The organism is Paenibacillus chungangensis (assembly GCF_042675905.1).
Taxonomy (GTDB): domain Bacteria; phylum Bacillota; class Bacilli; order Paenibacillales; family Paenibacillaceae; genus Pristimantibacillus; species Pristimantibacillus chungangensis.
Map to the genome: position 1 here is coordinate 82957 of NZ_JBHTJZ010000073.1, position 20470 is coordinate 103426.

A 20470-nucleotide genomic window follows, 5' to 3' on the forward strand; every position below is an offset into this window, starting at 1 on the left:
CGTCTTTGAATACGGCAGAACACATCCACTTCATCGGAATCGGCGGTTATGGGATGAGCGCCATTGCCCGCGTGATGCTGGAGAAGGGATACAAGGTAACAGGTTCGGATGTGGCGCGACAGGAGTTAACGGAGAAGCTCGCGGCCAAGGGAGCGGATATCTTCATTGGCCATCAGCCGGAGCATGTGAAAGGAGCAGACCTCGTCGTATACTCCACGGCGCTGCCTAGTGATAATGTGGAGCGGAAAGCGGCGGAAGACCTGCGCATTCCGGTGTTGCATCGTTCTCAAATGCTGGCCAGGCTAATGAATGCGGGAAAAGGCGTTGCCGTTGCCGGAGCGCACGGGAAGACGACGACTTCCTCCATGATCGCGCTTGTCATGGAAGAATGTAAGACGGACCCTACTTATATTATCGGCGGCGAGATTGTGAATGTGGGCACCAACGCGAAAGCGGGAAAGGGAGAGTATGTCGTAGCGGAAGCGGATGAGAGTGACGGTTCCTTCCTGCATTATCATCCTGCGATTGCGATCGTAACCAATATCGAACCGGATCATCTGGAAAATTACGATGGCGACTACGAGAAGTTGAAAGCGGCCTATGTCCAATTCCTTCAGCAAGTAAAGTCTGAGGGAAAAGCGATTGTATGCGCGGACGATACCGCGATTCAGGAAATATTGCCGAGAGCTCGCAAAAGGGAGGACGGGAAGGGGGAGCCTCTATTAATCACATACGGCATCGATCAAAACGCTACCTACAGGGCGGAAAACATCGTGCTGGGTGATCGTAAAGTCTCCTTCGACATGCTCCGTCAGGGTGAGCCACTCGGTCGCGTTGAACTGTCTGTTCCTGGCCTTCACAATGTATACAATGCGATGGCGACGGTTATTACATGCCTGGAGGCTGGTTTGACATTTGAAGCCGTCAAAGACGCGATCAAGCTATTTCGCGGCGCAAAACGTCGCTTCCAGGTGTTAGGTGAAGTGAACGACATTCTCGTCATTGATGACTATGCTCATCACCCAACGGAAATCCAGGCAACGATCAGTGCGGCCAAAACGACCGGGAAACGAATCATTGCCGTCTTCCAGCCACAGCGTTATACGAGAACGTATTTCCTATTCGAACAGTTCAGCAGAGCGTTCTCGGAAGCGGACGATGTTATTATATCCGATATCTACTCGCCTGCGGGCGAGCTGCAAATAGAGGGAATTAACTCAAGCAAACTGGTAGAATTGATTCGGAATAACAGTCATGCCAGGGCTGAGTATATTCCGACAAAGGATGAGGTGCTGGCGGCGCTTCAACAACGTGTGAAGCCAGGCGATCTCGTCATTACAATGGGCGCCGGCGACATATGGAAGGTGGCGGACGCTTTGGCCAAGTCTCTGCAATCATCACATGGCGGGGCGATCCAATAACGATAAATCCGGAACCTTACTCACTTGATGGAAGGTTCACCTGGAAAAATAGAGGGTGGTGCAGGGATGATACTCCTTGTGCCGCCCTCTCTGTTATCATCAATGTTCTACTCAGAGCAGACCACTTGTAGTGAGACAGAGAATGGAGTCTTCCAGCATCGGCATATCTCGTAATTTGATTTCATAGAATGATAGTAGACAGGACAATGGAATCAAGGGAGTGATCGACATGAACAAGAAGCCTTCCAACCGGATAACGTATCGATTCGACCGCAGCGGTAATGTAATGCATGGCAATGCGAAGCCGGCAGCTCATGCACAGCAAGGGAGTGTGGAAAATAAAGGAAGTTCAAACGTTGTCCCCTTATACCCGTCGCATGCTGCGAATGTTATACATGAAAGCGAGTATTGGACAAGCCCTTATCAGCAAGATGTCGGGAAATTGGAAGAGTTGATCAGGAATTCAACACATGATCGCGACAGAAAGTTGCCCTGCAAGGATGAGGTCGATGTCATGCCTGAACATCTTGCCGACCTGGAGGATCGTGATCCAAGTTGTGAAAAGGAAAAATGGCCGGACATGCAAGTTGAATCGGGGTATGAGGAACGCTTCGGATATCTTGACGGGAACGGTTCGCATTTACGGAGAAATCAAGGTCCGTCATGGTTTAACGTATTCCTGTCAGTCACTGGGGCCCTGGCGACAGGCGCGTTGTTCGGCTATGTCATTCTAAGCTTGTTCACGGGTTCAGAATTGTGGTCGTTCAAGGAACGTCAAGCATCAAGCGATAATGTCATACAGCAAGAGACTTGGGCAAGTCATTCGGATGCGGGAATGGATCGCGCAAGTGTCAAGGAGGGAACGACGCAGTCGGATAGGAAAAACGAAGATCAGGAAGGAGCAACCGCTAGCGATGCTTCCGCTCGCAGCTCGGTTGTTGCCATTGACGGCTTGAAGTTTACTTACCACATGCTGCAGTACGGCGTGTTCAGCAATCCAGAAGGCATGAATGCCGCCGTGAAGCAACTTCGCGACAAAGGACTTGCTGCCTCCTACGCTCACATCGACGAAAGCAAGTATGCCGTTTTTGCAGGTGTAGCTGCGGATGCGCAAAGCTTGAAGCTGCTTGAGAGCAAGCTGCCGGGACTGATCTTGTACGGAAAGGAAGTGCGGCTTCAATCGCCGGATGCAATGAATTTTTTGGGTACAGAAAAGGAAGTTAAGGCGTTTTTCGAACAAACGAACGGGCTGATTGCGGTCTGGAGCAATCTTATTACTGCTCAGTTCGAGCAATCCTCTCTCTCCAGTCTGGGCGATGCTGCGACTGAGGCTTGGAAGAAGCGGTATGCGGAGTGGAGCGATATCGCGAAGGTGGTACACAAGGGAATGAACGACGAATTAGGAAACGCTTATATGGACAAGCTGCTGGCCGCGATGGATCTAACGGCAGCGTCTATTGCTTCCTACAATAAGGAGCCGTCCAGCTCTCCATTATGGCAGGCGCAAGCCGCACTGATGGAAGCGGTGCTGATACAAAAAGAATGGTTTGAGACGCTGGGCGCATTGTAATGAAAGGAATTGGAGCGTATAATAGGGACAGGTGTCAAATAGCCAGCTGTATCAGGCGTGAAAATAGTGGTAGCAGTACGATAGGGAGGGCATCGCATTGAAGAAGAATGGCTGGACTCTCCTTCTCTTCGTCATATTGGGATTGCTTGCGGGAGCTTTGCTGTCGCACTGGCTGGAATCCTTACCCGGTACAGCATTCCTGACAAAACCGATTGAAGCGACAATATCGCCTGCCATTGATTTGTATGTGCTGGACTTTGCCATGATCCTCGATATTCGTATCAGTTTGTTGAGCCTGATTGGTGCCGTTATCGCAATATGGCTGTATCGCAAGCTTTAGAGACTTATACTTCGTAACACCCCAATAGACAAGCTTACAAGGAGAAGGCAGTTATGGCAGACCAACTGACATATTCACATCCGATAAGCCGGATTGTCCTGGCTTCATCGTCTCCGCGCCGGAAGGAACTGGTCGCAGCTATGGACCTTTCCTTGCCGGTTTCTATTTTGTCTGCGGACGTAGAGGAATGGATCGATCCTTCATGGTCGTCGGGGCAAGCTGTACAGGAGTTGGCTCTTCGCAAGGGGAGAGCCGTCAAGGAGAGACTGGGGAAGGAAGACGGCTCTGCGTTATCCGATCTTATCATCGCAGCGGATACGATCGTCGTACTGGACGGGAAGCCGCTTGGCAAGCCAGACAATGAAGCTCACGCCAGAGAGATGCTGACGGCTCTGCAAGGGCGCTGGCACGAAGTGTATACGGGCGTTGCTTGTCTGCCAACGGCATACGGAGAGCACACAGTCTGTCATCGTCTGACGAAAGTGCATATGAAGCCGTTGAGCCAAGATCATATTAGCCGATATATTGCCACTGGCGAACCGAACGACAAGGCTGGGGGCTATGGCATTCAAGGACTTGGGTCAATGTTCATTCACGAAATAAAGGGTTGTTACTTCAACGTGGTCGGATTGCCCGTATCGTTATTGGCCGATATGCTGAAGCGTTATGGCATAGAGGCATATTGAATCGCGATATGGCGGGAGGAGCACGCCAACTATGAAGATAAAGGCGGTAATGGGACATGGAAATGCAAAGCGGCAATTTGCGTGATGTCCCCCATGAAGAACGTCCAAGAGAGCGCATGATGAGATATGGGGCTGAAGCGCTTAGCCATGCGGAACTACTGGCTATTCTGCTTCGAACGGGAACGCAGCGCCAATCGGCCATTCATTTGGCTGGAGTTGTATTGAAGCAATGCGGCAGTCTGCGCAATCTAATGGATTTGAGCATGGAAGAATTAACGGCCATAAAAGGCATAGGTCCTGCGAAAGCAGTTCAACTCCGCGCAGGCATTGAGCTTGGAAGACGTATGATCAGGAGCAAGCTACCTGACGTTGTGACGGTGCGCAGCCCCAAGGATGCCGCCGACTATTTGATGGAGGATCTTCGTTATCTGAAGAAGGAACACTTTGTCTGCTTGTTTCTCAATACGAAAAATCATATTATTGCCCGGGAAACCTTGTCAATGGGTACGCTTAATGCGTCTCTCGTACATCCCAGAGAGGTGTTCCGCGCAGCGATTAAGTGCAACAGCGCATCTATCATTTGCGCGCATAACCATCCAAGCGGCGATCCAGCGCCAAGCCCCGAAGACATCCGATTGACCAAGCGGCTTGCGGAGGCGGGGCAGCTTGTCGGCATTGACATTCTTGACCATATTGTCATTGGCGATGGCAGGTTTGTCAGTTTGAAGGAGCAGGGCTATATGTAATATAATAATGGAATCGGTACAATAGTCATTGATAAATGAATGTGTTTTAGTGAAGAAGGGAGCAGCAGCATGTTTGGAAGTTTTACGAAAGATCTGGGTATTGATCTGGGTACGGCCAATACTCTTGTCTATGTGAAAGGAAAAGGAATTGTCGTGAGGGAACCGTCGGTGGTAGCCCTGCGTACAGATACAAAAACGATTGAAGCCGTCGGCGAACAGGCGAAAAAGATGATCGGGCGCACGCCCGGTAATATTCGAGCCGTGCGTCCGATGAAGGACGGTGTCATTGCTGATTACGATACGACGGCAACGATGATCAAGTACTTTATTCGCTCTGCCCAGAAGCAGAGGTCGCTGTTCCCTCGTCATCCCAATGTCATGGTATGCGTGCCGTCCGGCATTACAGCCGTAGAGAAACGCGCTGTCGAGGATGCTGCGAAGCAAGCCGGAGCTCGCGAGGCTTACACAATTGAAGAGCCGTTCGCAGCGGCAATCGGCGCTGATCTTCCTGTATGGGAGCCTACCGGCAGTATGGTCGTAGATATTGGCGGCGGTACGACCGAGGTTGCGGTTATCTCGCTCGGTGGTATTGTCACTAGTCGTTCTATCCGTGTGGCCGGAGACGATATGGACGAAGCAATCATTCAATATATCAAGCGCCAATATAATCTGATGATCGGTGAACGCACGGCGGAGCAGTTGAAGTTGGAGGTAGGCTCCGCACTGCCGCTTGATAAGCCTGAGACGTTGGAGATTCGCGGTCGTGATCTCGTGACCGGCTTGCCGAAGACGCTGCCTGCCACTTCCGATGAGATTACAGATGCATTGTCTGATACCGTCAATTCCATAGTGGAAGCAGTGAAGATTACGCTGGAGAAGTGTCCACCCGAGCTTGCGGCGGATATTATGGATCGGGGAATCGTTTTGACGGGAGGCGGCGGTTTGCTTCGGAATTTGGATAAGCTGCTGCAGCGCGAGACTGGCATGCCTGTTATTGTTGCGGACAATCCGCTGGATTGTGTAGCGATCGGAACCGGACGTTCTTTGGATCACATTCATCTATTCAAGGGCAGGAGCTCCTCACGCTCAAGGCGATAAGCTGTAAGATGTATGGACAAGGGGATTTAGGGGTGAGGGATTGCTTAATCTATTTAGGAATAAACGTCTGTTTATGCTCATGATCGGAATGATTCTTACAATTGCGATTATTGGTTTTTCGTTAAGCGATCGCAAGGAACTCTCCTGGCCTGAAAAATTTTTGAAGGATACCTTTGGCTACGTTCAGCAATGGTTCTACAAGCCCGCTGGCTCAATAGCGGGCTTCTTTGAGGATATCAGGGATCTGAGGGAAGTCTATGAGGAAAATGAACGACTGAGAAATGCAGTAGCCGCATATTCGCGGGATAAGGTAGCATACAACTTCATAAAGCTGGAAAACGAGCGACTTCTGGAGCAACTGGAATTTACGAAACAGCAGAAGCAAATGTACAATTACAACTATTTGATCGCTCAAGTCGTATCCATCAGCAACGATGCTAACAATCGCTCCATGAATATCAATCTCGGCTCAAAGCACGGGGTCAAGCCCAATATGGCGGTAACGACGGTGGACGGATTGATTGGCTTAGTAAGCTCAGTGTCGCCGTTCACTTCCACCATTACGCCGATTACCGAATTGAATGAATCCTCTCCCACAGCGAATGGCAATTCCATCGCCGCTACGATCGAAGGGAGAGAGAACGATTCCTTCGGCATTCTCAGCTATTACGACAAAGAGAAGAAGCGTCTCGTCATGACCAGAATCGAAGAAACGGATAAGATGGAGGTCGGCGACAAGGTCATCACCTCAGGACTAGGCAATGTGTATCCTAGAGGGATGGTGGTTGGCACTGTGGAGACGAAGCAGGTTGGCGACATGGGGCTTACGTATACTGCAACTGTCAAGCTAGCTGCGGATTTCGACCATTTGTACGAAGTGTTCGTCGTTCAGCCGCCTGAGGTGGAGGAGCAATGAGCATGAACAGAATCGTTCCGATCATGATTCTGCTGTTTGTCCTCGAAGGAGCGCTTGTGCCCTGGCTTATTCCGGAGAGCATTGACGACCGCCTCATACCGCACTTTATATTCGTTATGGTCATATTTGCAGCGCTTTATCGGGGCAGGTTTGCCGCTTTGGTGTTAGGTGCGGGATTCGGTTTGCTGCAGGATATCGTGTATTATGGGCATATGCTTGGCGTCCATTTTTTTTTGATGGCGATTATCGGATACTTCACAGGCTTGTTGCTGGAGAAGAAGAGAGTAACACTGCTTATGGCAATGTCGGTAATCGGACTGAGCTGCATCGTATATGATTCCATCACATTCGGCATATATGCTGTGTTCCGTATTACCAATGCATCCTACACTTGGTCGCTCATCCATTACATTGTTCCAAGTCTGTTCTTGCAATTGGCTTTTGCGCTTGCGTTATACATTCCACTGCGCCGCATGTTCCAATCTCGCATTTCGACCGGCGCTGACGATGAAGAGGAATGAGACAACGGGTAAAAATCTTCCCGGGATGCAGGAATTGGAGATACCGGCCAAGAATTTTATAGGTTGGGGAGGGACGAGTCGTGGCCGAAAAGCAACAACATATAATGATAAAAGGCGTAAAAGAAGGTCTGCTGTTCCTTCTCGATGATGAGTGTACATTCGAAGCCCTGCTTCAAGAGCTGCGACATAAGCTGGAGAAGACGCATCAACAATTGCTATCCGGACCGTTAATTCATGTTCATATCAAGCTTGGTGAGAGGGTCGTCACAGACGAGCAGAAGGAACAATTGACGAGCATTATTCGAGCACAGGGTAATCTTATAATCGGTTCGATTACATCCAATTCGTCAAGCGGGGCTGACATTATCGACAAAGAGAAGCTGAAGGTTATGACATGTATCGTTCGCTCCGGGCAGACTGTGGAGCATGACGGAGACTTGCTTCTAATCGGAGATGTCAATCCGGGGGCAAGCTTGTTGTGCGCCGGGGATATCTATATCTTGGGAGCGCTGCGGGGAATGGCCCACGCCGGAACCGGCGGACGGGAAGATGTCATTATTGCTACCTCGCTTATGCGTCCAACGCAGCTTCGTATCGGCGATGTCGTTAGTCGACCGCCGGAAGAATGGGCGACAGGAGACGCATCCATGGAATTCGCTTATTTGAACGAAGGCCAGATGCAGATCGACAAGCTGTCTCAGCTTTATCGCATCAGGCAGAATCCAATTCTTTTTAAAGGGGTGTAGAGTATGGGAGAAGCGATTGTAGTAACTTCAGGCAAAGGCGGTGTCGGTAAAACGACGACCACGGCTAATATCGGTACGGCTCTTGCCTTGCTTGGAAAGAAGGTCTGCCTGGTCGATACGGATATCGGGCTTCGTAATCTAGATGTCGTAATGGGACTGGAGAATCGGATTATCTATGATCTGATCGACGTTACGGAGGGACGCTGCAGGCTGAATCAAGCGCTTGTGAAGGATAAGCGCTTCGAGGAGTTGTATATGCTGCCGGCTGCCCAGACGAAGGACAAGGATGCGGTTAAGCCGGAACAGATCCGGAAAGTTGTGCAAGAACTGAAAAATGAGCATGACTATGTGCTGATTGATTGTCCTGCGGGAATTGAGCATGGGTTCCGTAATGCAATTGCAGGCGCAGATCACGCTATCGTTGTAACGACGCCGGAGAATGCCGCTGTTCGGGACGCCGACCGTGTTATCGGTCTTCTGGAGGGGGAGAAGATCCCTTCCAAGCTGGTCATTAACCGCATACGCCAAACAATGGTCAAGAGCGGCGAGATGCTGGATGTGGACGAGATATGCCAAGTGCTGTCAATTGACCTCGTCGGCATCGTACCGGATGATGAGAAGGTCATATCCGCAGCCAACAATGGCGAGCCGACGGTGATGAATCCGGCCTCACGGGCGGCAATCGCCTACCGGAATATTGCAAGGCGCATATTGGGAGATATGGTTCCGTTAATGGTGCTGGACGAGAAGGTTGGCGCTTTTAAGCGTTTCCGCAAGTTTTTTGGAATAGGATGATGGCTTCGTGCTGAATAAACTGAAGAAGCTGGACTGGGGCATACTTCTCATTCTGGGTCTACTAATGGCTGTCAGCGTCGTAGCCATTCATAGCGCCACGGCGTATACGCCGAAGTACAGCGGTAGCGTAATGAAGCAGCTGATGTTCTATGCCCTAGGATTTGGAGTTGCCACTATCTCTGTATTGTTCGACTATCGTATTGTATTAAAGCTATGGCATGTTATGTACGGCATTGGAATCGCTCTGCTTATTGCGGTCTATTTCTTCGGGGGTATCGTCAACGGGGCGAAAGGCTGGTTCAGACTCGGCGCTTTCTCTTTCCAGCCTGCGGAAATCGTCAAGATCATACTGATCATCGGAATAGCCTACTTGATGGGGAAGCGGCAAGGCGACAAGCTGAATTTCTCGCAGGATTTGCTGCCGATCGGCGCGTTCGCATTTTTGCCGTTTTTGCTCGTTATGATTCAGCCTGATCTCGGCAATGCAATTATCTATTTAGTAATTGTGGTTGGCATGCTGTGGATTGGCAATGTGAAGTATACGCATGTGTTAATCGGGCTTTCCGTCCTAGTCGCGGGTCTTGTATTATTTGTCATGCTGTTCAATTTGTTCAACGAGCAGATCTATACGTACCTGAAAGATGTCGAGAAAACACACTGGTATGACCGGATTAACACATTCATTAATCCGAGTGAAGCCAGCGCCGATGCGCGTCATCAATCAGAGAATGCGATGATTGCAATTGGCTCTGGTGGATTGAGTGGCGATGGCTTCCTGCAGGGTGACATGAAAAATGGCGGATTTATTCCCTATACGTATTCCGATTCCATATTCGTCGTCATCGGCGAGGAGTTCGGGTTCCAGGGTTCGGCGATCTTGCTCATGCTGTACTTCTTGCTCATATACCGAATGATTATGATTGCATTCAAATGTTACGACAGGCGGGCGGCCTATATCATTCTCGGCATCGTGTCGATGTTCGTCTTCCAAGTGTTCCAGAACATCGGCATGATGATCGGATTAATGCCGATTACGGGCATTACGCTGCCATTCGTCAGCTACGGTGGCACGTCGCTGCTGCTCAATATGCTGTCGATCGGACTTGTGCTGAGTATTAAAGCCCATCAAGAGGTTTATGAGCTAGTGGCGGATTAGCGTGATATAGAGAAGGTGGCGGTGCGGGGGAAGCGGGATCCCCTGACACCGCCACTTTTTATGGATACAAGAGAAGTGCGCCATTCGTGGGGGCATCGCGCATACTTGTCCCGACTTCTTCATACATATGTTGTAACTATTCCATAAGGTTCTTGCGGTATATGACGAAGAAGGAGGGCGAGGATGTGGGAACGAGAGACGATGTGAAGAAACGCCGTCATCACAAAATAAAAAGCTTAACCCGGCAATACGCCGACCGGACGGCACGGGAGGAAGAGGGAAAACCCGCTGAGCCAGTCAGGGGACGAATCTCGGCTGGAAGCAAGGAAAAGGATCGGATGCCGTTCGTCCAAGCAGAACGCATTAATCGGGAAAGGCTATTATTGGAGCATTCGTCGAGAGATTCTGAGGAGCGGACTCATAGCGGGGATAGGCTTGCTGATCCTGAATTGGATTGGAAGCGGAATCCAAATCCATGGGAGAGATGGGAGGAGTACTCCGGCAGAGGCGGGGTGCATAGGAGAGGGATCGGCTTGCAAGACCAGCACGAGCCTGAATCGCCAAATCCGCCGAGAGGTCATCACTTCCGAAAACAACTTGTTAGAAAGTTGGCCATTGCAATCGTGCTGTTCTTTGCTGTATGGGGAATCTTCCAATGGCAGCATCCGTGGACAGTGAAGGCACAGGCGGTGGTGAAGGAAGCGCTTACGGAGGAGATGGACTTCGCAGCGGTCGCCGGCTGGTATAAGAGCGTGTTCGCGGGCGCGCCGTCCTTCATTCCCATATTCAACGACAACAATGATGAGGCAATTGGCGTAGAGGGGGACATCGTCAAGACGCCGATCGTCTCACCTCTGGAAGGCGGCGTCCTGCTGCGTACGTTCGCTGAGCTGCTTAACGGGATTGAGCTCGCTGGCGAACCGGGGATGCAGGTAGTAGCTGTGGAGCGAGGAAGAGTGGTTATGGTGTCCCGTGAAGGAGATAGCGTGTTGCTGCAGCATGCTGGAGGTCGAATGAGCATATACGGCAAACTGGGCAGCAGCGATATCAGAGTTGACGATTGGGTGGAAGCGGGGGACGTTATCGGCGTATTGAAGGAGGCTCCGGAAGGAGGGTTCAGCCCGCTCTATTTCGCGATTAAGCAAGACAATCAATATGTTGATCCTGTAGGCGTGATTCCCCTTGATTAGCTTGCGGGGCATTCGCTGGTCCATCCACCCGCTATTCGTCCTTATCATGGCGGCATCCGCCCTAACGGGCTACTTCACCGAGCTGATTACGCTATTCATCATCGTGCTCGTTCATGAGATGGGACATGTTCTGGTGGCAAGAGGCCTGGGATGGACTGTCAAGGAAGTCAAGCTATTGCCATTCGGGGGCGTTGCCGAAGTCGAGGAAGCGGGCGGCGCAAGCGCAAAGGAAGATGCAATTGTCGCCATTGCAGGCCCGCTGCAGAACGTCTGGATGGCAGTCGCTGCATGGGGCTGCGGTGCGCTTGGCTTATGGGACGCTGAATGGGCGGAGTATGTCATGATGGCCAATGTCATTATCGGTTCCTTCAATCTGCTGCCGATTCATCCTCTGGACGGAGGCAAGCTGATGCAGTCCTTGTTAAGCTACTTTATTCATTACTACCATGCGCTGCTGTGGACCGCCAGAATCAGCTTGACGCTTAGCGGCGCTATGACGCTATCCGCTTTTTTGCCCATCCTGCTGCACGGAGAAGGCGTTCAGCTCAATCTGTTTATTATTGGCGTTTTTCTAATCGTATCGAACTTGACATACCTGCGACATGTTCCATTTCTATTTTATCGATTTCTTGTACAACGGGAACGTCTAGCGAGACGATTAACGGAACTGGGCAGAGAAGCTAGCCCGTTGATCGTGCAAGGGGGACAATCCGTGCTGTCCGTCGCTCGCCGCTTTAATCGGGAGAGATATCATCTGGTTTACGTGCTGGAGCCCGCTGCGAAGGATTTAAGGGTTTTGGCTGAAGAGGTGATTGTAGCCGGGTGTTTGTCCGGTGAGAATCCAGGTCGTGCAGTATCGGAACTTTTGCGTTAGAATAGAAGGAAAGAGGAGCGGGAGGAACGTTAATGAAGCAAATGCTTGTGCAAATAGACGGCGACAAAATACAAACCGCTGTTCTGCAGGATGGCAACCTAATTGACTTTCATCTGGAGACCAGCCATAGCGCAAGCCTTGTCGGCAACATATACCGGGGTAAGGCCGTCAATGTACTGCCCGGCATGGAGGCGGCCTTCATTGATATCGGTCTGTCCAAAAACGCATTCCTGTATATCAATGATCTGCTTCACCCCAATCTGGACAAGCAGCCTACCCATAAACCATCCATCGCAGATATCATCCGCCATGGGGAGGAGCTTATGGTGCAAGTCGTGAAAGACCCTATTCGCGGCAAGGGAGCCCGTGTGACGACGCACTTCAACCTGGCGGGGCGTTGGCTTGCGTATATGCCGTCGGCGGACTATGTGGCTGTCTCCAAAAAAATTGGCGACGATGCGGAGCGAGAACGGCTGAAAGAAATTGGTGAATCTCTGCGAATAGGCGAAGAAGGCATCGTTATGCGCACAGCCGCATCGGGTGCAGAACAAGCGGCGCTGTCCGACGATACGAAGCGGCTGCGCAAGCTGTGGCAATCAGTAATGGCCGCTAATGAGACGGCTGTCGCGCCGGCGTTGCTCCATACCGAGGATGGCTTGCTGCAGCGGGGCGTACGCGATTATTTCACAATGGACCTGGATGAAATATGGACGGATAGGTCCGACACTTTGGAGGAGATCGCTACCTTGCTCGATGTGATCGCACCTTCCCGAAAGGATAGGCTTAAGCTATATGAGACGCCGGGTGGCTTGCTTCAGCATTATGGAGTCTGGCAGCAGCTAGAAGCCGCATTTGCTCGCAAGATACCGCTGGACAGCGGTGGTTACCTTATATGGGAGGAGACTGAGGCGCTCACGGTCATCGATGTGAATACGGGTGGCTACACCGGTACGGCAAGCTTGGAGGATACCGTGTACCACACCAATACGGAAGCCGCGACGCTTATTATGCGTTTGCTGAGAATTAGGGATACGGGTGGTATTGTTATCGTCGATTTCATCGATATGGAGCGGGAGACCAACCGACAGGACATCTTTCAAAGCATGGTTCAGGAGGCGCACAAGGATGCAGCCAAGTGCACGATCGTAGGCTGGACCCGGCTAGGGTTGATGGAGTTAACTCGCAAGAAAGCCCGCAACAGCAGCGTCAGGGAGCTGATTGGCTTACCATGACGATCGATGCAGTAAATTAGCTTGCCATAGGCTATCATATATGATACAATTTTTTGGTGTATAATTCACAATGGGCTGAAGACATACACAGGTACCGCACGGATCGGGTAGACAAGCGCGGCTCATACCGCCACCTGAATTAGGCGAGTCTTCGTAGAATAAGGAGGTGCACCGAATATGTTCGCAATTATTGAAACTGGCGGCAAGCAATACAAAGTTCAAGAGGGCGATGTCATCTACATCGAGAAACTTGAAGGCGGCGAAGGCGAGAATGTTACTTTCGACCGCGTGCTGGCTGTATCTGGCAAGGACGGTCTGGTGGCAGGTTCCCCTGTCGTGTCCGGCGCTAGCGTCACTGGTAAAGTGGAGAAGCATGGCAAAGGTCAGAAGATTGTCGTTTACAAGTACAAGGCGAAAAAGAACTATCGTCGCAAGCAAGGTCATCGTCAGCCATACACGAAAGTAACGATCGAGAAAATCCAAGCGTAAGAGGATCCATTCCGATGATAAACGTTAGCATCGTGAGAAGCGGCGAGCAAGGGCGCGTCGTATCGTTCGCCGTAAAGGGTCATGCCAAGTATGCAAAGCCCGGCAAGGATATTGTATGCGCAGGAGTGTCAGCCGTAACGGTAGGCACGGTCAATGCCATTGAAACTTTGGCGGGGGTTCAGCTTCCGGCACAGATGCAGAACGGCTGGCTGTCCTCGGATATTCCGGAGCTTCCGGATAATGAGCTCGACGGCAAAGTGCAGCTTCTTCTTGAATCGATGCTTGTGATGCTGGATACCATCGTTCAATCATACGGCAAGTATATTGCCATCCGCGAAGAGAAGCTGTAGGCTTTCAGCTGCGGTGCGGCAAAAGTAACTATGGGAAGGAGGAACATCTCATGTTGAAACTGAATCTTCAGTTGTTCGCTTCCAAGAAGGGTGTAGGTTCCACCAAGAACGGACGCGACTCCCAATCCAAGCGCCTTGGCGCTAAGCGTGCGGACGGTCAAATCGTATCTGGCGGCAGCATTCTGTACCGCCAGCGCGGAACGAAGATCCATCCCGGAACGAATGTAGGCATCGGCAAGGACGACACGCTATACGCGAAAGTGGACGGCGTTGTAAAGTTCGAGCGTTGGGGTCGCGAACGCAAGAAAGTGAGCGTATACCCAGTTGAGCAGGCTCCTGTAGCCGCAGCAGTGGAAGTATAATGCACATAGAAAAAGCCTCGGCCGACAACGCTTGGTCCGGGGCTTTTCGTTTTTTTTCATAATGACCGGACTGACCCGGCGTGTTATACTGGATAAGCTAGGAAATTAGACGAAGGTAGGGTTCGTGCAATGGGACGCTTAGCATCACTCAAGTATGTTGCGGCGACATCCCTTCTGCTGCCGGTTAGCGCCGCGCTAATGTGGCCGGGAAGGCTATGGATCGTAGCCGTCTTAATTGCCTGGCTTATCGCTGTATCCGCATTGTGGATCAAGGCGGATAGAATGAGCTGCCAGGATCGGATGAGCAGAACTGTCCATGCGATGCAACATGCAGGCATCCGTACGCTTAACCATCACCGACATGACTGGATGAACGATCTTCAGGTGCTTTATGGCTACATAAGGCTGGGCAAGCTGGATAAGAGTATACAATATGTGGAGAAGATAAGAGAGAGAATGGCCGGCGAGAGCGCGGTTGCCAATCTAGGTGTGCCATCGCTTGTCAGCTATATCCAATCGTTCCGAACGCTCACCAATTCCTTAACCCTTGAAGTAGCCATACAGGATGGCCTCAATTTGAGGGATATGGCGCTGGATGAGGAAGGCGTTGCACATACGATTATGGAGACGATCAATGCATATCGCTTCGCCGCCAAGACGGGTGACGAAGCTCCAAGCATGCTGAGGGTGGAACTCAGTCACGATGATGCTGCATTGTATGCAGCTTTCTATTATGAAGGCGAATTGATCAATGAGCAGCAATGGAAGCAAAAAATACAACAGCAGTTGATAGGCGCTCCCATGAAGCCTGTAGGCAAAGAGCATACTGTGACAAGTATGCTGCTGCGGGCGGAGATGCGCGCCTGAACGGAGGCAATACATGTTTGTCGATAAAGCGAAAATATTTGTAAAGGGCGGCGACGGGGGAGATGGCATCATATCCTTCCGCCGCGAGAAGTATGTTGAGAATGGCGGTCCTGCCGGCGGCGACGGCGGCAATGGCGGCGATCTGGTATTCCAGGTGGACGAAGGCTTGCGCACGTTGATGGATTTCCGCTATCAGAAGCATTTTAAAGCGCAGCGCGGCGAACGCGGGAAGGTGAAAAGCATGCATGGCGCGAGCGCGGATGACACGATTGTTCGCATTCCGCCCGGCACAGTGATTATTGATGATGATACGGGTGAGACGATCGCGGATATGACGCGTCACGGCCAGAAGGTTGTTGTGGCTAAAGGCGGACGCGGCGGACGCGGCAATTGCCGGTTCGCCACTCCGAGTAATCCGGCTCCGTACATCGCGGAGAATGGAGAAGAAGGCCAAGAGCGGTGGATCGTGCTGGAGCTGAAGGTGATGGCCGACGTAGGGTTAGTAGGCTTCCCAAGTGTGGGCAAGTCTACGCTACTGTCGGTTGTATCCGGCGCGAAGCCGAAGATCGGCGCTTATCACTTCACGACGCTGTCGCCCAATCTGGGCGTGGTGGATGTAGGGGACGGCCGTAGCTTCGTCATGGCGGATCTTCCCGGTCTGATCGAAGGCGCACATGAAGGCGTGGGGCTGGGGCATGAATTCCTGCGTCATGTGGAGCGGACGAGGGTGATTGTCCATGTCGTGGACATGAGCGGGTCAGAGGGGCGCGATCCCTTCGACGATTGGAAGAAAATTAATGAAGAGCTGAAGTTGTATAATGCGAAGCTTGAGGATCGTCCACAGATTATCGCTGCCGGTAAGATGGACATGCCAGATGCTGCGGACCAATTGGAGCTATTCCGTGAGCAACTGTTGGAGGAATGCTATGACAATTATACGATCATGCCAATCTCGTCCTTGACGAAGCAGGGCATACAGGAGCTCTTGTATAAGGCTGCGGATGTTCTGGATGAGACGGCAGACGTCGTAGAAGTGGAAGAAGTAAAGGAAGTTGAAGAACGCAAGGTTTATACGTTCGAGAGCAAGAAGGAAGCGGCCTTCACGATTCGACGCGACAATGAGGAGTACGTCGTGGAGAGCGAGGAGATCAAGCGATATATGAAGCGATTTAATTTGACTTCGTATGATGCCGTCATGCGCTTTGCTAGAATGCTCCGGAAGATGGGCGTTGATGATGAACTGCGAAAGCGTGGCGCCAAGGACGGCGACGTCGTTCGCATCGAAGATTATTCCTTCGAGTTTTTTGAAGGCACCGATTATAATCCGTACGATTAATCCACCACTAGACGACAGTAGTCGTCTTTTTTTCTAACTACCTATTGCCGTAACGTCTTACAAAGGTTATAATGTCCACTATAGAAGAACAATTGTCTTTTTGGGGAGGACGAATGTGGCAGAGCGCTATTATGTCGTTCGAGAAGAGCTATTGCCTGAAGCGATGATGAAGACGATTCAAGTGAAAGAAATGCTGGACAGAGGCGAGGTGGCTACCGTTCATGAAGCAGTGGAGCGGGCAGGACTTAGCCGAAGCGCATTTTACAAATACAAGGATGGTGTATTCGCTCTCAATGAGCTCGGACGGGAGAGAATTGTAACGATCGCAATGGACTTGGAGCACCGCTCCGGTGTATTGTCCAATGTGCTGGCGCTTCTGGCCGGTCTGGAAGGCAACGTATTGACGATGAATCAGAGCATTCCGTTGCAGGGTTATGCCAATGTTGTGGCATCTGTCGATATATCGCAAGTGACGAGAGAGCTATCTGAGTTGATATCGCTGCTTGGCGGCCAGCCCGGCGTCAGGAAGGCAATCGTTATCGGGCAGGGTTAACAGAAGAGAGGATGGATGAAGCAGAGATGAAACCGGTGAAAGTAGGATTATTAGGACTTGGTACGGTAGGCACAGGTGTCGTTCGTCTGGTGGAAGGGCATCAGGAGGACCTGCAAAACGGTTCCGGGTCACCGATTGTTATTGAGAAGATATTGGTGCAGAACAAGAGCAAGGAGCGCGATATTAACGTATCACTCGACAAGTTGACAGAGGATCCTTGGGAGATTGTCAAGGACCCGGCTATTGACGTGATTGTAGAAGTGATGGGCGGCGTGCAGCAGACGAAGGAATACTTGCTGGAAGCACTGTCGCTGGGCAAGCAAGTCGTTACGGCCAATAAGGACTTGATGGCGCTGCACGGTCCTGAGTTGCTGGAGATGGCGAAGAGGCATGGCTGCGATGTCATGTATGAGGCCAGCGTAGCGGGAGGCATCCCTATTATCCGAACGCTGATCGACGGCTTCTCGTCCGATCGCATTACGAAGATTATGGGCATTGTGAACGGAACGACGAATTACATTATGACGAAGATGAGCCAGGAGGCTGCCGCTTACGATGATGTGCTGAAGGAAGCGCAGCAGCTAGGTTATGCGGAATCCGATCCCACCTCCGATGTGGAGGGGTTGGATGCCGCGCGCAAGATGACGATTCTGGCGACGCTCGGCTTTCGCACCAATGTTGATTTGTCGGATGTGTCCACTGAAGGCATATCGAAGGTGACGAAGGAAGATATTCTCTATGCGAAGCGTTTGGGCTATGAGGTCAAGCTGCTCGGTATTGCCGAACGCCAGGACGATTTGATTAGCATAAGCGTACAGCCGACGATGGTGAAGAACACTCATCCCATCGCATCCGTGAACGGGGTCTTCAATGCGGTCTACGTATATGGCGAGGCTGTGGGTGAGACGATGTTCTACGGTCCGGGCGCAGGGGAGCTGCCTACGGCAACGTCCGTCGTCGCGGATCTGGTAGCCGTCGTGAAGAACCTGAATTTGGGAGTGAGCGGCAAGAATAGCACAGTTGCTTACAAGGAGAAGAAATTGAAGACGGATGATCAGATTTCCTCGAAGTACTTCATGCTGCTCCATGTGGCGGATCGCGCTGGCGTGTTGGCACAAATAACGCAAATATTCGCGAAGTACGAGGTCAGCCTGGACGCCGTGCTGCAACAGCCGAATCCAGCTAATCCAGCGGCGGAGATCATCATTATTACCCATGATGCCAGCAAGGCGTCCGTCGGCAAGGTGCTGGAAGCGTTCCAGGAATTGGACGTCATCTTCAACGTGAAGAGCGTATATAGGGTTGAAGGCTAATGAGCGGGATGAATGCGCAAGGTCGTAAAGTGCTGGTCAAGGTGCCTGCGAGCACGGCTAATCTGGGACCAGGATTCGATTCGCTGGGAATGGCATTGTCGCTCTATACGTGGATTGAGATGAAGCAGTCCGATGAGACGGTGTTCCATCTGCATGGCGAAGGCAAGGACGAACTGCCTCGTGATAAATCCAATCTAGTCTATAAGATAGCTCAGATGGTGTTCCATGAGGCGGGTGTGAGCGTACCGGAGCTTGAAATCGCGATGTATAGCGAGATTCCGCTGACGCGCGGACTGGGCAGCAGTGCGACAGCGATTATCGGAGCGTTGACGGCGGCGAACGCATTGATCGGGGAGCCATTGAGCAAGGATCGGCTATTCCAGATGGCGACGGCGCTGGAGGGGCATCCCGACAATGTCGGAGCTTCGCTCTTCGGAGGCATTATCGTCGCCGCCTGGGACGGGGAGTCGGCCCAGCATGTGCGCCTGGAGCCGCCACCACAGCTGGAGACACTGGTTGCTATCCCAGCGTTCCAGCTATCTACGGAGAAGGCCAGGCATGCGCTGCCTTCTGAAGTGAGTAGGGCCGACGCTGTGTTCAACGTCGGTCGCAGTTCGCTGCTCGTCGCCGCGCTGGCCTGCGGTGAGCTCGCTCTTATCCGTCATGCGATGCGGGATCGACTGCACCAGCCCTATCGGGCGGCGCTCATCCCCGGCATGACGGAGATATTGGAGCGCGCTGCCGATTACGGCGCGCTCGGCGCAGCGCTTAGCGGGGCTGGGCCCACGCTAATCGCGTTCGTGGACGCTGCCGGTAGCGAGAAGGCCGAGCTGGAGAGCTTCCTGCAGCGGACGCTGCAGAAGGAAGGGATTGCGGCGGAGACGATGTGGCTGGCACCATGCTCCGTCGGCCCGGAGATTATCGTCGTCGACGAGGCCGCACCGGGGAGCGAAGGCCATCAACCATCATGGCAATCACTGATGGATATCGTCAAAGGAGAAGTCAAGGCATGAAGAGAATCGCGTTGCTGCCGGCAGGTTCCGTATCTGACGAGGCAGCCAAGCAGTTTTTTGGAGACAAGGAAGTGGAGTGGGAGCATCATCGGCTAATCGCCGACGTGTTCCAGGCGACGGAGAGAGGCGAATGCCATTATAGCGTTATTCCCATTGAGAACACGATAGAAGGTTCGGTAAGTCTGCACATGGATTGGATCGTGCATGAAGTGGATCTGCCGATGCAGGCGGAGTGGGTCTATCCCTCCGTCCAGAATCTAATTGGCCGCTCCAGCGAGATGGAAGGCAGAGAGGGCGGCATCGATTACTCACGCATTAGCAAAGTGATCAGCCATCCCGTCGCGATGGCGCAGTGCCATCAGTTCCTGCGCACCTATATGCCTCATGCGGAGAAGGAACACACCGGAAGCACTGCTGAAGCGGTTCGTTATGTGAAGGAGCATCCTGGCGAAGGAATTGTGGCGATTGGCACGGGAAGGGCAGCGGCGAATAACGGGCTGGACGTGCTATCGAAAGGAATAACCGACCACGACAACAACTATACCCGCTTTATGTTGGTGGGCCCTGAGCCTTACACAGTGCGTCAGTCGGATCGGACCAAGACGAGTATCCTGATTACGTTGCCGGAGGATTATCCCGGGGCGCTTCATCAGGTGTTGTCCGCATTTGCCTGGCGGCGTATCAACCTATCGAGGATCGAATCCCGTCCGACGAAGAAGAAGCTGGGCAACTATTATTTTTATATAGAGATCGAGATGTCATTGGATACGGTGCTGCTGCCCGCCGCATTGCAAGAGATAGAAGCGATAGGCTGTCAAATTCGCATTTTAGGTTGTTATCCGAGCTTTTCTTACCAACAGCTGTTATAATAGAAGGGTATATCATTCGGAGGTGTG

At 51.8% G+C, this 20470-nt stretch carries 23 protein-coding genes and 1 other annotated feature; all 23 genes read left to right on the forward strand.

The annotated features are described in order from the left end of the window. The first annotated feature begins 5 nt into the window (after positions 1–5). The 23 genes from murC to pheA all read left to right on the forward strand — a co-directional run bounded on the left by murC (position 6) and on the right by pheA (position 20443). Positions 6–1421, forward strand: coding sequence for a UDP-N-acetylmuramate--L-alanine ligase (gene murC, locus ACFQ2I_RS23555; RefSeq protein WP_377568891.1), 1416 nt, complete (start codon positions 6–8; stop codon positions 1419–1421). A gap of 229 nt (positions 1422–1650) precedes the next feature. After that, on the forward strand, positions 1651–2991 hold the full coding sequence (locus tag ACFQ2I_RS23560; RefSeq protein WP_377568894.1) for an SPOR domain-containing protein: 1341 nt from the start codon (positions 1651–1653) through the stop codon (positions 2989–2991). Positions 2992–3088: 97 nt separating this feature from the next. Then, positions 3089–3331: a DUF4321 domain-containing protein gene (locus ACFQ2I_RS23565; protein WP_377568896.1), complete on the forward strand. Its 243-nt coding sequence runs from the start codon at positions 3089–3091 to the stop codon at positions 3329–3331. 53 nt (positions 3332–3384) lie between these two features. Next, positions 3385–4017 carry a Maf family protein gene (locus tag ACFQ2I_RS23570; protein ID WP_377568899.1) on the forward strand — a complete coding sequence of 211 codons (633 nt, stop codon included), beginning with the start codon at positions 3385–3387 and terminating at the stop codon, positions 4015–4017. 56 nt (positions 4018–4073) lie between these two features. Next, positions 4074–4763, forward strand: coding sequence for a RadC family protein (radC, locus tag ACFQ2I_RS23575; RefSeq protein WP_377568902.1), 690 nt, complete (start codon positions 4074–4076; stop codon positions 4761–4763). A gap of 69 nt (positions 4764–4832) precedes the next feature. Further along, entirely contained in the window at positions 4833–5861 is a 1029-nt protein-coding gene (locus ACFQ2I_RS23580; protein ID WP_377568905.1) for a rod shape-determining protein, read from the forward strand. Positions 5862–5901: 40 nt separating this feature from the next. Beyond that, positions 5902–6777, forward strand: coding sequence for a rod shape-determining protein MreC (gene mreC / locus ACFQ2I_RS23585; RefSeq protein ID WP_377568908.1), 876 nt, complete (start codon positions 5902–5904; stop codon positions 6775–6777). A 2-nt stretch (positions 6778–6779) separates the two neighbouring features. Then, positions 6780–7298, forward strand: coding sequence for a rod shape-determining protein MreD (gene mreD, locus ACFQ2I_RS23590; RefSeq protein WP_377568911.1), 519 nt, complete (start codon positions 6780–6782; stop codon positions 7296–7298). Positions 7299–7378: 80 nt separating this feature from the next. Beyond that, on the forward strand, positions 7379–8044 hold the full coding sequence (gene minC, locus ACFQ2I_RS23595; protein WP_377568913.1) for a septum site-determining protein MinC: 666 nt from the start codon (positions 7379–7381) through the stop codon (positions 8042–8044). Between the two features lie 3 nt (positions 8045–8047). Then, a complete protein-coding gene (gene minD, locus ACFQ2I_RS23600; RefSeq protein ID WP_377568916.1) occupies positions 8048–8839 on the forward strand; it encodes a septum site-determining protein MinD in 792 nt (263 codons plus the stop codon). Between the two features lie 7 nt (positions 8840–8846). Beyond that, positions 8847–9995: an FtsW/RodA/SpoVE family cell cycle protein gene (locus ACFQ2I_RS23605; RefSeq protein ID WP_377568919.1), complete on the forward strand. Its 1149-nt coding sequence runs from the start codon at positions 8847–8849 to the stop codon at positions 9993–9995. A 185-nt stretch (positions 9996–10180) separates the two neighbouring features. Then, the gene (locus ACFQ2I_RS23610; RefSeq protein WP_377568921.1) at positions 10181–11185 is read left to right on the forward strand and encodes a peptidoglycan DD-metalloendopeptidase family protein; all 1005 of its coding nucleotides are present in this window, start codon (positions 10181–10183) and stop codon (positions 11183–11185) included. After that, complete coding sequence (locus ACFQ2I_RS23615; protein WP_377568924.1) at positions 11178–12059, forward strand: M50 family metallopeptidase; 882 nt, start codon at positions 11178–11180, stop codon at positions 12057–12059. Before ACFQ2I_RS23610 ends, ACFQ2I_RS23615 begins: the two co-directional genes overlap by 8 nt. A 32-nt stretch (positions 12060–12091) precedes the next feature. Further along, a complete protein-coding gene (locus ACFQ2I_RS23620; protein WP_377568926.1) occupies positions 12092–13291 on the forward strand; it encodes an Rne/Rng family ribonuclease in 1200 nt (399 codons plus the stop codon). Positions 13292–13376: 85 nt separating this feature from the next. After that, positions 13377–13452, forward strand: a sequence feature (ribosomal protein L21 leader region). 16 nt (positions 13453–13468) lie between these two features. Then, positions 13469–13780: a 50S ribosomal protein L21 gene (gene rplU / locus ACFQ2I_RS23625; RefSeq protein ID WP_377568929.1), complete on the forward strand. Its 312-nt coding sequence runs from the start codon at positions 13469–13471 to the stop codon at positions 13778–13780. A 14-nt stretch (positions 13781–13794) separates the two neighbouring features. After that, positions 13795–14130, forward strand: coding sequence for a ribosomal-processing cysteine protease Prp (locus ACFQ2I_RS23630; protein ID WP_377568931.1), 336 nt, complete (start codon positions 13795–13797; stop codon positions 14128–14130). Between the two features lie 50 nt (positions 14131–14180). Continuing rightward, the gene (rpmA, locus tag ACFQ2I_RS23635; protein ID WP_262678881.1) at positions 14181–14492 is read left to right on the forward strand and encodes a 50S ribosomal protein L27; all 312 of its coding nucleotides are present in this window, start codon (positions 14181–14183) and stop codon (positions 14490–14492) included. Positions 14493–14621: 129 nt separating this feature from the next. Beyond that, positions 14622–15359 carry a Spo0B domain-containing protein gene (locus ACFQ2I_RS23640; protein ID WP_377568934.1) on the forward strand — a complete coding sequence of 246 codons (738 nt, stop codon included), beginning with the start codon at positions 14622–14624 and terminating at the stop codon, positions 15357–15359. 13 nt (positions 15360–15372) lie between these two features. Continuing rightward, the gene (obgE, locus tag ACFQ2I_RS23645) at positions 15373–16695 is read left to right on the forward strand and encodes a GTPase ObgE (RefSeq protein WP_377568937.1); all 1323 of its coding nucleotides are present in this window, start codon (positions 15373–15375) and stop codon (positions 16693–16695) included. A 115-nt stretch (positions 16696–16810) separates the two neighbouring features. Then, a complete protein-coding gene (locus ACFQ2I_RS23650) occupies positions 16811–17248 on the forward strand; it encodes an ACT domain-containing protein (protein ID WP_377568939.1) in 438 nt (145 codons plus the stop codon). Positions 17249–17274: 26 nt separating this feature from the next. Then, positions 17275–18561, forward strand: a complete 1287-nt coding sequence (locus ACFQ2I_RS23655; RefSeq protein WP_377568942.1) for a homoserine dehydrogenase — start codon at positions 17275–17277, stop codon at positions 18559–18561. A gap of 8 nt (positions 18562–18569) precedes the next feature. Then, on the forward strand, positions 18570–19574 hold the full coding sequence (gene thrB / locus ACFQ2I_RS23660) for a homoserine kinase (RefSeq protein WP_377569027.1): 1005 nt from the start codon (positions 18570–18572) through the stop codon (positions 19572–19574). After that, entirely contained in the window at positions 19571–20443 is an 873-nt protein-coding gene (gene pheA / locus ACFQ2I_RS23665; RefSeq protein WP_377568944.1) for a prephenate dehydratase, read from the forward strand. The genes thrB and pheA overlap by 4 nt, the downstream gene beginning before the upstream one ends. Positions 20444–20470: the final 27 nt, after the last annotated feature.

Excerpts from the sequence above, each read along its gene's own strand:
- ACFQ2I_RS23560 (WP_377568894.1), top strand. The coding sequence starts at position 1,651 with ATGAACAAGAAGCCTTCCAACCGGATAACGTATCGATTCGACCGCAGC.
- ACFQ2I_RS23570 (WP_377568899.1), top strand. The coding sequence starts at position 3,385 with ATGGCAGACCAACTGACATATTCACATCCGATAAGCCGGATTGTCCTG.
- radC (WP_377568902.1), top strand. The coding sequence starts at position 4,074 with ATGGAAATGCAAAGCGGCAATTTGCGTGATGTCCCCCATGAAGAACGT.
- ACFQ2I_RS23580 (WP_377568905.1), top strand. The coding sequence starts at position 4,833 with ATGTTTGGAAGTTTTACGAAAGATCTGGGTATTGATCTGGGTACGGCC.
- mreD (WP_377568911.1), top strand. The coding sequence starts at position 6,780 with ATGAACAGAATCGTTCCGATCATGATTCTGCTGTTTGTCCTCGAAGGA.
- minD (WP_377568916.1), top strand. The coding sequence starts at position 8,048 with ATGGGAGAAGCGATTGTAGTAACTTCAGGCAAAGGCGGTGTCGGTAAA.
- ACFQ2I_RS23620 (WP_377568926.1), top strand. The coding sequence starts at position 12,092 with ATGAAGCAAATGCTTGTGCAAATAGACGGCGACAAAATACAAACCGCT.
- rplU (WP_377568929.1), top strand. The coding sequence starts at position 13,469 with ATGTTCGCAATTATTGAAACTGGCGGCAAGCAATACAAAGTTCAAGAG.
- ACFQ2I_RS23630 (WP_377568931.1), top strand. The coding sequence starts at position 13,795 with ATGATAAACGTTAGCATCGTGAGAAGCGGCGAGCAAGGGCGCGTCGTA.
- rpmA (WP_262678881.1), top strand. The coding sequence starts at position 14,181 with ATGTTGAAACTGAATCTTCAGTTGTTCGCTTCCAAGAAGGGTGTAGGT.
- ACFQ2I_RS23640 (WP_377568934.1), top strand. The coding sequence starts at position 14,622 with ATGGGACGCTTAGCATCACTCAAGTATGTTGCGGCGACATCCCTTCTG.
- obgE (WP_377568937.1), top strand. The coding sequence starts at position 15,373 with ATGTTTGTCGATAAAGCGAAAATATTTGTAAAGGGCGGCGACGGGGGA.
- ACFQ2I_RS23655 (WP_377568942.1), top strand. The coding sequence starts at position 17,275 with ATGAAACCGGTGAAAGTAGGATTATTAGGACTTGGTACGGTAGGCACA.
- thrB (WP_377569027.1), top strand. The coding sequence starts at position 18,570 with ATGAATGCGCAAGGTCGTAAAGTGCTGGTCAAGGTGCCTGCGAGCACG.
- pheA (WP_377568944.1), top strand. The coding sequence starts at position 19,571 with ATGAAGAGAATCGCGTTGCTGCCGGCAGGTTCCGTATCTGACGAGGCA.